The 13,296-nt window shown below is 61.4% G+C and carries 13 protein-coding genes and 2 pseudogenes; 2 read left to right on the forward strand and 13 right to left on the reverse strand.

The window, feature by feature from the left end; translation table 11 throughout:
- The 9 genes and pseudogenes from GCT19_RS39290 to GCT19_RS43085 all read right to left on the reverse strand — a co-directional run.
- Positions 1 to 231 (reverse strand): annotated as a pseudogene (locus tag GCT19_RS39290) (ISL3 family transposase); the annotation flags it as partial.
- Positions 232 to 398: 167 nt separating this feature from the next.
- The gene (locus GCT19_RS39295; RefSeq protein ID WP_152854903.1) at positions 399 to 1,805 is read right to left on the reverse strand and encodes a GGDEF domain-containing protein; all 1,407 of its coding nucleotides are present in this window, start codon (positions 1,803 to 1,805) and stop codon (positions 399 to 401) included.
- 501 nt (positions 1,806 to 2,306) lie between these two features.
- A complete protein-coding gene (locus GCT19_RS39300; protein WP_018437912.1) occupies positions 2,307 to 3,803 on the reverse strand; it encodes a GMC family oxidoreductase in 1,497 nt (498 codons plus the stop codon).
- A gap of 37 nt (positions 3,804 to 3,840) precedes the next feature.
- On the reverse strand, positions 3,841 to 5,328 hold the full coding sequence (locus GCT19_RS39305; protein ID WP_018437911.1) for a hypothetical protein: 1,488 nt from the start codon (positions 5,326 to 5,328) through the stop codon (positions 3,841 to 3,843).
- An 8-nt stretch (positions 5,329 to 5,336) separates the two neighbouring features.
- Positions 5,337 to 6,332, reverse strand: coding sequence for a hypothetical protein (locus GCT19_RS39310; RefSeq protein WP_227717816.1), 996 nt, complete (start codon positions 6,330 to 6,332; stop codon positions 5,337 to 5,339).
- A 10-nt stretch (positions 6,333 to 6,342) separates the two neighbouring features.
- Positions 6,343 to 7,308, reverse strand: coding sequence for an iron-containing redox enzyme family protein (locus GCT19_RS39315; protein WP_018437909.1), 966 nt, complete (start codon positions 7,306 to 7,308; stop codon positions 6,343 to 6,345).
- A gap of 76 nt (positions 7,309 to 7,384) precedes the next feature.
- Entirely contained in the window at positions 7,385 to 7,564 is a 180-nt protein-coding gene (locus tag GCT19_RS39320) for a hypothetical protein (protein ID WP_018437908.1), read from the reverse strand.
- A 318-nt stretch (positions 7,565 to 7,882) separates the two neighbouring features.
- On the reverse strand, positions 7,883 to 8,617 hold the full coding sequence (locus GCT19_RS39325) for an IS6 family transposase (RefSeq protein ID WP_152854904.1): 735 nt from the start codon (positions 8,615 to 8,617) through the stop codon (positions 7,883 to 7,885).
- Positions 8,617 to 8,781, reverse strand: a complete 165-nt coding sequence (locus GCT19_RS43085; RefSeq protein ID WP_018432837.1) for a hypothetical protein — start codon at positions 8,779 to 8,781, stop codon at positions 8,617 to 8,619. Before GCT19_RS43085 ends, GCT19_RS39325 begins: the two co-directional genes overlap by 1 nt.
- A gap of 610 nt (positions 8,782 to 9,391) precedes the next feature.
- On the opposite strand from GCT19_RS43085, the gene GCT19_RS44015 reads away from it, so the two are divergent.
- Together GCT19_RS44015 and GCT19_RS39335 are read left to right on the forward strand one after the other, a co-directional pair.
- Positions 9,392 to 10,111, forward strand: a complete 720-nt coding sequence (locus GCT19_RS44015; RefSeq protein ID WP_227749469.1) for a transposase — start codon at positions 9,392 to 9,394, stop codon at positions 10,109 to 10,111.
- 225 nt (positions 10,112 to 10,336) lie between these two features.
- Positions 10,337 to 10,609 (forward strand): annotated as a pseudogene (locus GCT19_RS39335) (transposase); the annotation flags it as partial.
- Between the two features lie 452 nt (positions 10,610 to 11,061).
- Here the strand turns inward: GCT19_RS39335 and GCT19_RS39340 are convergent.
- The 4 genes from GCT19_RS39340 to GCT19_RS44020 all read right to left on the reverse strand — a co-directional run.
- Complete coding sequence (locus GCT19_RS39340) at positions 11,062 to 11,631, reverse strand: hypothetical protein (protein WP_018432606.1); 570 nt, start codon at positions 11,629 to 11,631, stop codon at positions 11,062 to 11,064.
- Entirely contained in the window at positions 11,598 to 11,882 is a 285-nt protein-coding gene (locus GCT19_RS44985) for an SEC-C metal-binding domain-containing protein (protein WP_193727544.1), read from the reverse strand. The genes GCT19_RS39340 and GCT19_RS44985 overlap by 34 nt, the downstream gene beginning before the upstream one ends.
- A complete protein-coding gene (locus GCT19_RS44990; RefSeq protein ID WP_408582414.1) occupies positions 11,879 to 12,157 on the reverse strand; it encodes a UPF0149 family protein in 279 nt (92 codons plus the stop codon). Before GCT19_RS44990 ends, GCT19_RS44985 begins: the two co-directional genes overlap by 4 nt.
- Positions 12,158 to 12,198: 41 nt before the next feature.
- Positions 12,199 to 13,296 (reverse strand): IS4 family transposase (locus tag GCT19_RS44020; RefSeq protein WP_227749470.1); only part of this gene is annotated, 1,098 nt, incomplete at its 5' end.

Here is a 13,296-nt window from a genome sequence, read left to right on the forward strand (position 1 = left end):
CGTGCGCACTTCGAGGTAGCAGTCATGCTGGAAAAAGTTCAGGTGCCGGTAACGCTTGACGATAGTGTCATGCACGGGATGCGCGCCGGCCACCTCAGGATGCGCGAAGCGGCTTCCGGCAGTGAAGTCGATCTGGATCGTCAGCAGCTTGGTGGCCGCGTCGAAATCGACGCCGCTCACGAACCACGGATCACTTACACCCAATGCGGCTTCGAACAGCTTGCTGTGCATGACCTGCCTTCGTCTTGATTATGCAGAAACCGGGACGATACCACCCACTGGAAATTCAACAGAGGCCCTTTTCTTCTATATTGCTTCAAATGTCGCGTGCTCAATGACGTCGACTCGCCTGCGAGACCGTGAAAGATCGCTTGCGCACATCGGCGGGCTCTCGTCCGCTATACAGCCGCCACCCGGTTGCGACCCTGACGCTTGGCGTGGTAGAGCCGCTGGTCGGCTGCCCGAAGCAGTGCGTCAATCGTACTGCCATCCGTACCGAACTGCGATATACCGATACTGACTGTTATCGACACCTTGCGTCCGACCTCACCGGCGAACGTCGTGCTTGCAATTGCCGCGCGAATGCGCTCGCCAACTGCAAGTGCGGCATCCAGCGACGTACGGGTCAACAGCACCATGAACTCTTCACCACCCACGCGTGCTACGCCGTCGTACGGCCGGATCGCGTCGAGGCATGCTTGCACGAATCCCTGCAGGACTGTGTCGCCGACCTGATGCCCGTAAGCGTCGTTCACCCACTTAAAATTGTCGAGGTCGAGCGCCAGGAGTGAGAACGGGGCACCGTCACTCTTTGCGCGAGCGACCTCTGCTTCTAAACGCTCAATGAAATGACGCCGGTTGGCGGCCCCTGTTAGCGGGTCGGTCGCCGCCAGATGCTCAAGTTTCCGGTTGGTACGCTGCAGCTCCTGCAGAGCGCTTTCGGTGCGGGCCATCGCATGGGCGAGCCGTGCGTTCAGTTCCTCGCGACTATAGATCGTCGCAAATGAGCGTGTTGTCAAAAAGGCATACGCCACGCCATAGCTGAGAAGAAAGAAGCCGCTGGCGAAAATGACATGAGCAAGCCACCACATGTGATTCCATGGGCGACCAAGGAGGAAAGCGACCGACGACAGCGCGAACGACGTGATGGAGATACCGTACACCAACATCAACGGCGACCGAGGCCGACTCAGCATCAAGATGGCGACGTTCAGCGTTGACAGAATGAGTGCCGTAGCCTCCGTGAACCGAAGCAGGACTATCCCAGCAACCGTAGAATGCGCCAGAAGCGCGACCAAAACGTCCACGACGAGGAAGATTGCGGCCCAGCTTAGCCAGTACCGGGCTCCGGCGCGGCGGTCGGCTGGGTCAGGCGGCCGGTGATACGACAGAAGCCCGACTAGCAGCAGGATTGACATCGTCAGGCGCGACGCCGGTCCGTACAACAGGAATAGCCAAATGTTGTCATGTGCGAGCCCGGTGAATGCTCCATGCAAGGCGTAGATCAGTACAAATCCCAGGAAAGCCAGTGTCATCCATCGCAGCAGCGGCTCTCCGGAGGACCGATAACACTGCCATGCCACGTATGTGACAAAAAGGGCCTCAAGCGTCGCTGCTGCAATTGCAAATTCGTGGAACGGATGGTTCTCGAACTTGAGTGTCGGGTTCTGAAATAAATGCAGATAGGCGATCAGATAGGACGGAACAAGAGCGAAGGCGGCCAGCACTAACTGTGCGTAGACTCGCGTGATAAACCGAACAAGCGGAAGTGGCTGGTCAGTCTGCACCGCAGTGGTCGCGCTCATGGATTTGGTTCTCTCGGTCTGTCGTTGGCATACCTCGATGTACTCGCCCGAGTGTTTGCGTGATTGCCGCAAACGACGAGAACGCTGCCAACTCCCATCCTCAGTAGTCGGTCCTGAACAATTCATTTTCGGCTTCTTCGTCAGGGTTGAACGATGTCGCTGTCAGGCAGCATCGTGACGCCGCACGCTTTGCCGGGTGGCATCGCTTCACTGGGCTCACCCAGGATCCGTCCAATTTCTGAGCAAATGTACGTCCCGTGCGCTCTTGCGTCTCGTATATCTTAACGTGACAACGCCCCGGCCACGCACAACACCCCTACCACTTTGGAGCCAGCCCGACGAACGCAAAACGTTCTCAGAAAATTCCCCCGCCGCAACGCGCGGACGGGATCGTGTTCCTCGTCGCACGACGATCGATGGGCCGAGACGATCGGCGCCGCGTCGCGCCGTTCCTCGCGATGAGCCCCGCGCAGACGCATGCGTTACGAGCCGCGCGCGCTGTCACGCGTGCGCGAGCACCAGCGCGGCGCCTTTCTCGCCGATCATCAGCGCTGGCCCCTGCGTGTGCCCGGACGTAATGCGCGGCATGATTGACACGTCGATGACCCGCAGCCCCTCGACCCCGTGAACGCGCAACTGCGGATCGACCACCGCATCGTTGCCGGTGCCCATCCGGCACGTGCCGACGGGGTGGCTGAGCGAGCCCGCATTGCTCAAGATCCAGTTGCGGATCTCGGCGGGCGTGCGTACCGACGGGCCGGGTGTCTGCTCTTCGCCGCGCCAGGCCGACAGCCCCGGCGCGTTGCCGAGCGCGCGCATCAGCTCGAAGCCCTGCACGCATTGCTCGAAGTCGCCCGGCGCCGACAGGAAGTTCATGTCGATCAGCGGCGCGGTGGTCGCATCGGCCGAGCGGAGCGCGACGCGGCCCCGGCTTTGTAGCCGCATCATGTCGCCCGTCACCGAATAAAAACTGCGCAGTTCTTGCTCGGACTGGCCGCACGTATAGCGTCCGCGCATCATCTCGGCCGCATTGGCCGGCTGGCCGTCGGCATTCGCGTTGGCCCAGACGATCGCGTAGCCCTCGTTGACGGGCTGGTCGAGAATCGGCTGCCGCGACGTCCAGACGCCCTGGAAGATCAGCGCGTCCATCAGGTTTGCGCCCACGCCCGGCAGGTCCATCTGCACGGGGATGCCGAGCTGCCGCAACTGCGTGGCGTCGCCGACGCCCGAGCGCATCAGGATCTGCGGTGAGTTGATCGCGCCCGCGCACAGCAGGATTTCCCGGTCGGCGGCCGCACGCACGCGCGCGCCGCCACGGATGTAGTGCACCGCGGCGGCGCGCCGCGTGCCGTTGAACTCGATCCGTTCAACGAGCGATTCGGCGGCCAACGTCAGGTTCGACTGCCGCGCGAGCAGCGGCTCGACGTAGCGCTGGTAGCTAGTCACGCGCTGGAAGCGCGTGTCGATCGTCGAGCGCAACGGCGACACGCCGGCCATCGGGCGCCCGTCGTTGTAGTTCGGGTTGTAGCGGTGGCCGAGCTGCTCGCTCGCGCTCACGAACGCCTGGCCGAAAGCGTTGCGTGTCGTGGTGGTCGGTTGCAGCATGCTTTCGACCTGCTCGAAGTGCGGCGCTACGTCGTGGTAGCGCCAGCCCGCGCAGCCGTACTGGCGCGCCCACTGGTCGAAGTCGGCGGGCGCGCCGCGCACGTAAACCATGTCGTTGTGCGCGGTGCAGCCGCCCGTTACCTTCGCCCGCCAGACGTCCATCACGCGGTCGTTCATGCGCGTCTGAGGCACGCTTTTGTAGCCCCAGTGAATCGCGTCGATGCGATACAGGCAGTTGATCTGGTTCGGGTCGCGGATCGGCGGGTAATGCGACGCGAGCGGCCCGGCCTCGAGCAGGAGCACCTTGATCGACGGGTTGGCGGCGAGCCGCGCGGCGACGATGCTACCCGCCGAGCCGGAGCCGATAACGATGTAGTCGCAGTGTGCGTCCAAGGGGCTCTCCTTCTGCGTGCGAGCTGGCGCGGCGCCGTCAGCCGCGCGGGTTGAGCAGCCGGCCGTACGGGCCGTGCAGCGCGAGCGTGGGCTGCGCGCCGTAAAAGCCGGCGATGCCGCTCCAGGCGCGGTGGTTGAGTTCGAGCAGGAACAGGATGCGGCGCATCGCGATTGCTTGGCGCGCGGGATCGATCGCGGCGATCTGCTCGAACGTGTCGCGCGAGATGCTGTTGTGGTTCAGCGATTCGTTCAGTTCCTCGTGGTCGCCGGACACGCTGTGGAACGCCTCGTTGTCCTTGACCGCGGCCATCAGGCGCAGCGACATCTTCGGCGGCTCGCCGAAGATGCCCTCGACGACCATGATCGCGGCGAATGATGACACCGGATCGACATCGGCGAGCAGCGTGAGCGCGTCGACGAACGCGAAGTGCAGCGGCAGCGGCACGATCTTCGCGAGCATGCGGGGCGCGACGCCGAGCGCCTCGCAGGTCGTGCTTTCGAGCGCCTCGTGGCCGTATTCCTCGCCGTAGTAGCGGAACATCATCGAGCGCAGCGGGATGCTGAGCCGCATGCTCAGCAGCGGCGCGATGATCTCGACGAAGCGCCGCGTCACGTGGTACTGCTCGATAAACGGGCCGGCGACGAGCGGCGAATAGCCGCCGTTCAGCGCGTCGACCGCGCTCACGTATGGATTCTCTCCCCAGCGGTTCAGCGTTTCGCGCGTGATCAGTTCGGTCTGGCGCATGAACTCGAGCCCGCTCGACAGCGACACGGCCGGCAGGTCCGCGCACGGCAGCCGCTGCGCCTCGTCGCCGCTCGCGGCGACGAGGCTCGACGCGACGAGCCACAGATGCGACATCAGGTCGTGCTCATCGTACAGGCCGGCCGTGTCGAACCGCGCATCGTGCGCGGCGCTTGCGCGGGGCGCGCCGGAAAACGCGTCGAGCATCAAGTCGACGGCTGCCAGCGTGAGCGGTGCCGCGCGGCGGAAGTATTCGAACTCGATGCGCAGCAACGCGAGATGGAAGTTGGGTTCGACCTGCGCGTCGAACGGATCGTCGTGCGCGTCGAACAGCGTGCGCGCGGAGGCGGGCCGGTCGAGGTGCAGCCGCAGCATCGCAGCGTCGCGCGCGATCGCGTCGCGCCGCGCGGAGTCGAGCGTGGCCAGGCTGGCGACGACCGTTTGCGCGATGCACGAGTCGATCCGCGCGGCCTGCGCGGCGAGCGCATCGGCGGCCGTGTCGTCGGCCTCGCCAATCAGCGAATGCGTGTCGAGAAACGTGCCGAGCGCGTGCCAGCCGGAGTCGGGTTCGCTTTCGCGCAGCGTCCACCACAGCGGCGACGCCGTGTCGGTCAGGCTGTGGAGCTCCGCGGCGATCTGGTCCGCGGCGTCGCTGGCGTCGAACGCCAGCCGGTATTCGTGCGCGCCCGCGCGCATGCTGACGAGCGCCGAGCCGGGCTCGTGGTGAATCGCGTCGATGACGAGGCGCGGCGACTGATAACGCTGAAATGTCCAGAGATCCATGGCGACCCTCAGTGGAAGATGCGCGGCAGCGGCGCGCTGTCGTCTGCGTAGTAGGCGAGGATGGTGTGTTCCTGGCGCACCAGCGTCTCGACCATCAGCGAGACGTTGCGTTTCGTGACCGTGCAGGCTTCGGGGTCGATCGCGGTGTCGAGCGCCATCAACTGCCGCGAGATGTCCTCGTGCCGGTAGGTGTCGTTCAGGTCCGCGTGTGCGCGCAGCGGCCGGTAGAACGCTTCGGGCATGCCGAGGGCGACGCAGCGCGCGTCGAACGTGTCGATGAATGCAGGTTGCGCGCGCTCGAACAGAAACAGGTTCGCCTTGAACGACAGCGGATGCTGGCGCGCGTGCACGCCGAGCGCGGCCGCGAGCGAGAAAGTCGCGGGCAGCGGCTGGTGCTGCTCGATCTCGGCATCGCCGAGCCCTGCGGCCTTCAGCGACCCCTCGAGAAACCGGTCGTGGCCGAGCTCCGATTTCAGGAAGTCCTGCAGCAGCGTGCGCTCCGCGGGACTGGCGGCCCAGCCGAGCGCGGGGCCGATCAGCCCCGGCGCCGCGCGCACGATCCAGTAATACTCGAGCGCATAGCCGATCAACTGACGGCGCGTCGCGCGCTGTTCGACCAGCGCGCGCAGGAATGCCGAGCGCGCGCTGCGCGCGGCGGTGCGGTCTGCGATCCGGCGGATGTCGCGGTAGAGCTGCGCGCCGCTCGTCGCCACCGCGGCGCGGCGCGGATCGGATTCGATCAGCAGGCGCAGTACGTTGAAATCGGCGAGCAGCGGTGGAATCTTGTCGGCGATGCGGGGCGAGCGCGTGGCCAGTTCCTCGGGCGTCAGGCCGCCCACGTGCAGGTCGCCGATCAGGCGCGCGACGTCGGTCGCCTCGTCCGGCGCGAAGCGGAACGCGCATTGCCGGCCGCCGGCGCTCAGCACGGCGTCGCTATCCGTGAGCTGCGAGGTGACGATGCCGCGGAATTTCGGCATCGCGGGAGCTGCTAGCGAGCTGTCCATGGTGGTCGCCTCACAGGTCGGACACACGCCGCAGCAGTGGCGCGTCGGAAGTGTAGTAGTGCCAGACGGCCGTGTAGAAGTCGTCGTAGAGCTCGACGAACAGCCGTAGCTGGGCCTTCACGCGCCCGACGGTGACGGCATCGAGCACAGGGACGTCCTGGAAAATCGCGCGTGTCAGGCTACCGTGCGCGGCGTTGAGGTTGATGTTCGCGTGCGTCTTGAGCGGGCCGACGAGCCCGTCGGGCAGTTGCGCGCGCTCGCACGCTTGGATGAAGCTGTCGTGCTGCATGCCCTGGCCTTCGAGCAAGCCAAGCGTCGTGAAGAAGAACAGTGGATCGCTGTGCGACCAGTACGCGAGCGCGTTACACAGCCCCATCGTCTCTGGCAGTGGGATCGCATCGAGCATGTCGGCGCGGCTCAGCCCTGCGAAATTCAGCGCGCGCAGCAGGATTTCGTCGTGTCCGTACTCTTCGGAGAAGAAACGGTTGAGCGTCAGTCGCACCGGCGTGCTCGGCACGTAGGACAGCACGGGTGCATCGAAATAGCTTTCGCGGAACAGGAAGTGCCAGTTCTCGATCACCATGCCGATCGCGAGTCGCTCGGGCAGGTCGCCCGGCGAGCGTGTGTCGAGGCACGCGCGCCAGAACGGATTGCGGTAGAGCGTCTCTTCGCAGTACTGCTCGACGAGATCCTCGATCTCGAGAATCACTTCCGAGCCCGCGCGGCTCGCGACCGGCGCGTCGTCGTCGATCAGGCCGGCCTCGTCGAGCGTGCCGACCAGCTCGTCGAGCAGCGCGCGCGGCAACGCGGGCTCATCGCGCGCGATCTCGTCGAGATCGTGGCGGCCGTCGAACTGGTCGAGCGTGCGGGCCAGCGCGACGGCGGCGTACGGGCTGTCGGGCGGCGCGTCGACCTGCCGCAGCGTCACGGGCGCCACCAGCCGCGGGCGGGCTGCGGGCGATTCGATCTGTTCCATGATGAGGCTCCCGAAGTGGGCGCACGGGGCGGGCGCGCGGCTCGCCCCGCAACTGGCGGAACCTGTGCCGCGGCGATTACAGGTGGATCGCGATCAGCGTCGGCGTGCCGTCGGGCTTGTTGACGGTGACAAGGTAGTGCTTGCCGCCGAGCGTGCCCGTATTAATGTAGAGATCCACCTTGTGGCCGTCGAACACGTTCTTGGCCGGTTCGGCGTTTTTCACTTCATGAACCGTTGGCTGATGTGAATTTGCCATATCGATCACCGTTTAAAAAATGAAAGGGCATCCGATCTGATTCGAACAATCGGGCTGGATGATTTACAGTGAAATCCGGAATGAAATGAGAACGTGGGTTTATTTCCTTTCATCCGTTGTGCGGATGATTCATTGGTAGATATTCGTCCGCACTTGATAATTTAGTACAACGTTTGCGCGGTTCAAGATCTATTTAATGGCATGTGCAATTATTTTCCCTGAATCGGCGCATGCGTTGTCAAGGCCATTTTTAAATGTCGGGACGGCACTGTCACGTTAATTTGCTCGCGACGTAATAGTGGGGGGCAACGCGCTTGCTCAGAAAACCGGCGGAACTTGGGTGATCTCTGTGAAGCGATGCCAGGCGGCGATGCGTGTGGCAAGCTGTTTGCGATAGAGCGAGGCGCGTAGCAGGTGTCGCTTCAGCGCGAAGTGCTGCCCGATCGGACCGAAGCTCGATAGGAAAGCCTGCGTGCGCTCTGGATCGCGAAAGCCACGCATGCGTCGCTCGCGTTCGCGGGTCGGCTGATGACTGTTTTCAGCCCGGTTATTGACCCGCGCGCTGGCTTTGACAAAGACGTGCTTGACGCAAGCCAGTGCGGGAATCTCGGCTTTCGCCGCCCGATAGCTGCGCAGCTGGTCAGTAACGATCTTGCGCGGTGCCTCAGAGCACGCGGCAAGCACGCGCTCGAAAAACCGCTTCGCTGCTGCCTTGTCGCGGTGCTTCTGTAGCAGGATATCGAGTTCGGCACCGTGTTGTTCGACGGCGCGCCACAACAGGTAAGGCTCACCGCGCAACGTCACAAATACTTCGTCAAGGTGCCATGTGGTGCCGGGCTTGCGACGCGACGCTTTCACACGGTGTGCGAAGCACGCGCCGAACTTATCGCACCAGCGTCGTACCGTTTCGTAGCTGACGATAACCCCGCGCTCGAACAGCAGCTCTTCGATATCGCGCAGGCTGAGCTGGAACCTGAAATACCAACGCACCGCGCAACTGATGACCGATGCGGGAAAGCGATGACCGTGGTACAGCGATTTTGCATTTTTCATCATGCGATCTTACCCGACCATCTCGATAACGTGACAATGCCGTAGACGGGTGTGGGCAAGCCGCGAAACTGCCCGCCGAGGTTTGCCCACTCCGAGGTGGGACTGACGGACAACCTCGCAAACTCGGCTTCCTTGAATTCGACTGCAGACAGGGGGGTGGACATGGGATCTCCTTGGTATCGTGCGGCGTTCTTCAGCCCTCGTCTCGCCACACAACGCGGGGTGGTGGGCAATGCAACCGCTGCCCGTAAGGCGGCCGACGCCAACGTGTAAGCAAAATCTTGTTGTAACTTTCCTGTTCGGAATGAAAGACCGGTTACGCTTAGCAGGCACACGGTCTTGTCAATCGACGCCCGATCACCGGTCGTCGGAGCGAGAGTGCATCGACCAAACGAACAATCTGTTATCCGAACGAATTGAGCTTACTGCATGGTTCCCGTGCTGGCCCCTGTCCAGGTTGATAGGGTGCGCAAATTGCCAACTGGTTGCTAGTCTTTCCGGGCAGCCCGATTTGTCTGGGGCCGCGCCAATGCTGGATTTCATGCAACTGGTTGCTAGTTTTTCAATGCCATCGAATTTGCGTGCGAGCCGCTGAGGACTGGATTTCCGATCAGGTCGCGAGATCAGCTATAACGTCCAGATTTCTGGACGCAGCGCATGACCGGAAACCCACGCTGGCAGGTAATTCCCGTGAAATTGAGCCAGGCGCAGTTCGAAGAATTTGTCTTGCCGCATCTGAGCACGGGTCGGCGCGGACCACGGCCTCACTGACCCTTGCACAAGACCTTCAACTACATCTTGCAGGTGCTGTACATGGGCTGTCAATGGAAGATGTTGCCTATCGAGAGGAATGCAAAAGGTCTCCCCGAAATTCACTATACGCGTATCTATCGATCGTTTCGTCGCTGGCAGGCCGAGGGTTGCATCGATGCCATCTTTGCTGGCTCGGTAAGCAGGCTTCGTGACGACAGCCTGCTTGATCTAACGGTTGTTCACGGCGATGGCACCACGACGGCCGCCAAGAAAGGCGGTGACAACCTCGGCTACAGCGGCCACAAACATCTGAAGGGTGACAAGGTGGTGCCATTCTGCGATCGCCACTGCAACGTCATCGCGCCCTTCGTCAGTGCCCCAGGTAACCGCAACGAATCGCCCCTGCTGCGCGAGGCGCTGCCGAAACTCACTGCAATGGCCCGCGCCATCGGCGCAGACCTGCAAGGCGCAATCGTCAGTCTGGATGGCGTCTACGACTGTCGTGCCAACCGACGCGCGATCTTCAATCGTGGCATGGCGCCCAACATTCCCGAGAACCCGCGTGGGCGCAAAACGCCTAAACGCGGTCGCAAGCGGCGCTTTGATCCGGCCATCTCCGAGGAGCGCTTCAGAACCATCGAGCGCGTCTTCGCCTGGAAGACAAGTTTCGCCGTCTGTTGCTGCGCTTCGAACGCATCAGCGAGGTGCACTACGCGTTCAAGACGCTCGCTTATACGATGATCAACCTTCGACACTATTGCTGAAAATCATCGCAGGACCTACGGCTCCATGGTCGGTTCACCGTGCCATGCAATGCAACGTCCATTACGTTCGCATTCCTAATGATAATACGTCGTCGTATGATTTTATAGCCATCATTTTTCGCAACGGTCCCGCCCATTTCGCCCGCTCATGAATGTCGCGAAAAATCCGTGAGTTGCAAGAGGCCGAAACCCGCAATCTGTTGCGAGCCAGAAAGCACTGATCCGCGGCAAGGCCCCCAAGGCACGCGACTTCACCAATCAGCGTACGCGCCGTGCGGGCGAAGTTGACGAGGTAGCGCGCGGCAAGAATCGCAACAAGTCGAAGATCCGCGCTCGGGTTGAGCACGTGTTTGCTGTTGTCAAGCGCCTGTGGGGCTTCACGAAGGTGCGCTATCGCGGTCTGGCGAAGAACGCCAATCGCGCCTTCGTCGCGCTCGCGTTGACCAACGTCTATCTCTCGCGCAGGCGATTGATGGCACAGGTACGCCCGCAATGGGCGAAAAGCGGGCCGCAGGCCCGTGCGCAACGCCCTGGTGGGCAGGAAATGCAGCCGGAAAGCTTCACTCACGATGAATCTGCCTCCGTTTGCGCCCGAATCGATGAATACAACGGCTTGTTCAGCGTTGCCTTAGTCGCCCCGCAGCGGCTTGCCTTGACGACTTTTCTCGGCTGTTGGGGTTGGCAACCGGTCAACGGCAGTTATCAGGTGCACTATTTCACGGACGTTATTCCGACCGCAATGTTGAGGGGGATCATGCTGCCCGAAAACCGAAGGCGGACGAAGCCCGTGAACGCTCCTATCGGCACCACTTCAAAACGAAAAGTAGTCTACCTTTAACCGTGGAATGTAGTTTGAAACGTCCGAGTAATATTGAACAATTTGGTCATGATATTGATCGAAAGAGTGCTTAATATCGTGCATATTGTTTACCGCCGCGTGTGCACTCGCGGCGGTAATATTCTGATCTCTTGGAGCCAAGTCTCCAAGAGATCAGAATGGCCTGAATTGACGTCTGTCTGCATATGCTGCAGCAATCCAGAAAATGTATCAGGCGGCAAATTGGCTTTGCGAGCAATGTCGACCCATGCGTCCTCCGCTTCGGCAAGGTCTTCCGACCGCATTTCGATGAGGTTCAGACAGCAAAGATAGCCGAGGGTGGAACTACGCGCGACATCTGAAAACATGCTCACGAGCGACGCCGTACCAATGAGTGGATGCGCAGTCACGATATGCTCTTCCGCAAGGCCGAGTTTCCGTAAACATGTCGCTATGAGCGAATAGTGAGAATATTCCTCAGTGAGATAACGACTTAGGAGTCCAGCGGCAAAATCATCCTCGGCAGAGTTGATGGCGGCCCCAATGTGTCGTGTGCTCAACCGCACGAAGTGATACGTCTCCAGAAGAATCCCGATAATCAGGTCTCGAGTCGGTGCAGATTTTAGCAGACCAATGTGTTGCCTGATCAGTGAAACGTCGGCGAACTGGCCATGCAGCAATGCTTGTGCTTGCGGCCACTACCGCACGGGCACGGCTCGTTGCGCCCGACTTTCGGTTCTTCCCGGCGCATGGGCAGACGCGCCGGGATGTGCGCCAGTGCCCGCCGATGTGGCTCGAAGTAACGGTAGATGTAGGTCAGCCCGGCGATCATCGTCTCCAGCAGTCCCTCGCGCTTCTCCGCAGGGATCGATGGTGGCCGCATCTGCGGGTCGGGATTGTGTTCATGATGCAGCATCATGATCGGGATCATCTTTGCTGCAATTCCGTGCTGATCGTGTTCCAGTGACGCATGAGCAGCTCGATGATTTCGGTGGCCTGCCCGTCGCTTTCAAACGAAAAATCTTCCCCCCAGATCTGGGGCAGATACTCGCTGGGCAACACGATGTCGGGTCCGCAAATCAACGCGACGAAATATCCGTCGAGCGTTTCGATGTTCATCGCCGCATCGCCGATGGAGTCGAGAAACCCGGCGAGACGGGCGAAATCGTCATCGGCAAGCGGCTGTTGAGACGTCAAGTTATTCACAGGGGAGGTTCTCTTCGCGAGGTCAATGCTGTATGCGATGATTATACGATGTCGAGCTCGCCGGGTATGGCGGCAAGGTCGGTTGAGCCTTCGGCAGTTTGTGAGGGACGCCGAATCCGCGGCTCCGCCCCCGGCATCGGCCGCAGTGGCCTGAACCTGCCGGCCTGAAGCTTGCGGTCCTTATGCCAGACGTAGTCGCCGGTCAGGTTGATGTGCTCCCAGCCAAGCGGCGACAGATACGGCAGCAGCGTAGCGTCGGCCGGTACACCACGGGCGTGCATGGTCTGGACGGCCCGCTCGAGGTAGACGGTGTTCCACAGCACGATCGCTGCGGTGACCAGATTCAGACCGCTGGCGCGATAACGCTGCGCCTCAAAGCTACGATCGCGGATTTCCCCGAGGCGGTAGAAGAACACCGAGCGCGCAAGCGCATTGCGGGCCTCGCCCTTGTTCAAGCCGGCATGAACGCGTCGGCGCAGCTCGACGTTCTGAAGCCAGTCGAGAATAAAGAGCGTGCGCTCGATGCTCAATCTCGTTGGCAAAGGCGGCAAGGCAGGCAAGGTAGCCTTGCCGTCACTCGCCCTGAATATTCGGTACATCATCGTAATTTCATGCAGAACAAGAAAGCCACGCCAGATGACGGTAGGCCCTGGAGGATGATCACGCTTTCGGGCAAGATAGCCGCCGAGTCTGGCGATCCACAAAATCACCTGCGCGAGTGAGGGCGGTTCATCGGGCATTTCTGTACTACCGTGCGTACGGCAGTAGAGGGCCTGCCACTCGATTGGCTGCAGCAATACTTCGCACGACAGGTTTCCATCAAGCCGTGCAAGCAGCATCCCGTACAGGATTCTCCAGCTTACTACGGCGAACAACGCGGTGGCGCGTACGAATCGTTCGACATTGCCAAATTGGCGGGTTTCAATGCGACAGCCGCTTTTAAGCACACGATGCCACGATTCAATTGTCCATCGACGTGCATACCATGCCAGACGCTCGAGGGCCTGTGCTTGCGTATACGTAGGCACTGAGGTCAGCAATAGCCATTCCAATGGCTCGGCTCCTTCGTCTACGTTCGTTTCCAACGCATGAATCGCAAATACATCAATTTCGGGAAGCTTCTCGCGACGACGATTTTG

It is taken from the genome of Paraburkholderia atlantica (assembly GCF_009362785.1).
Lineage (GTDB): Bacteria > Pseudomonadota > Gammaproteobacteria > Burkholderiales > Burkholderiaceae > Paraburkholderia > Paraburkholderia atlantica.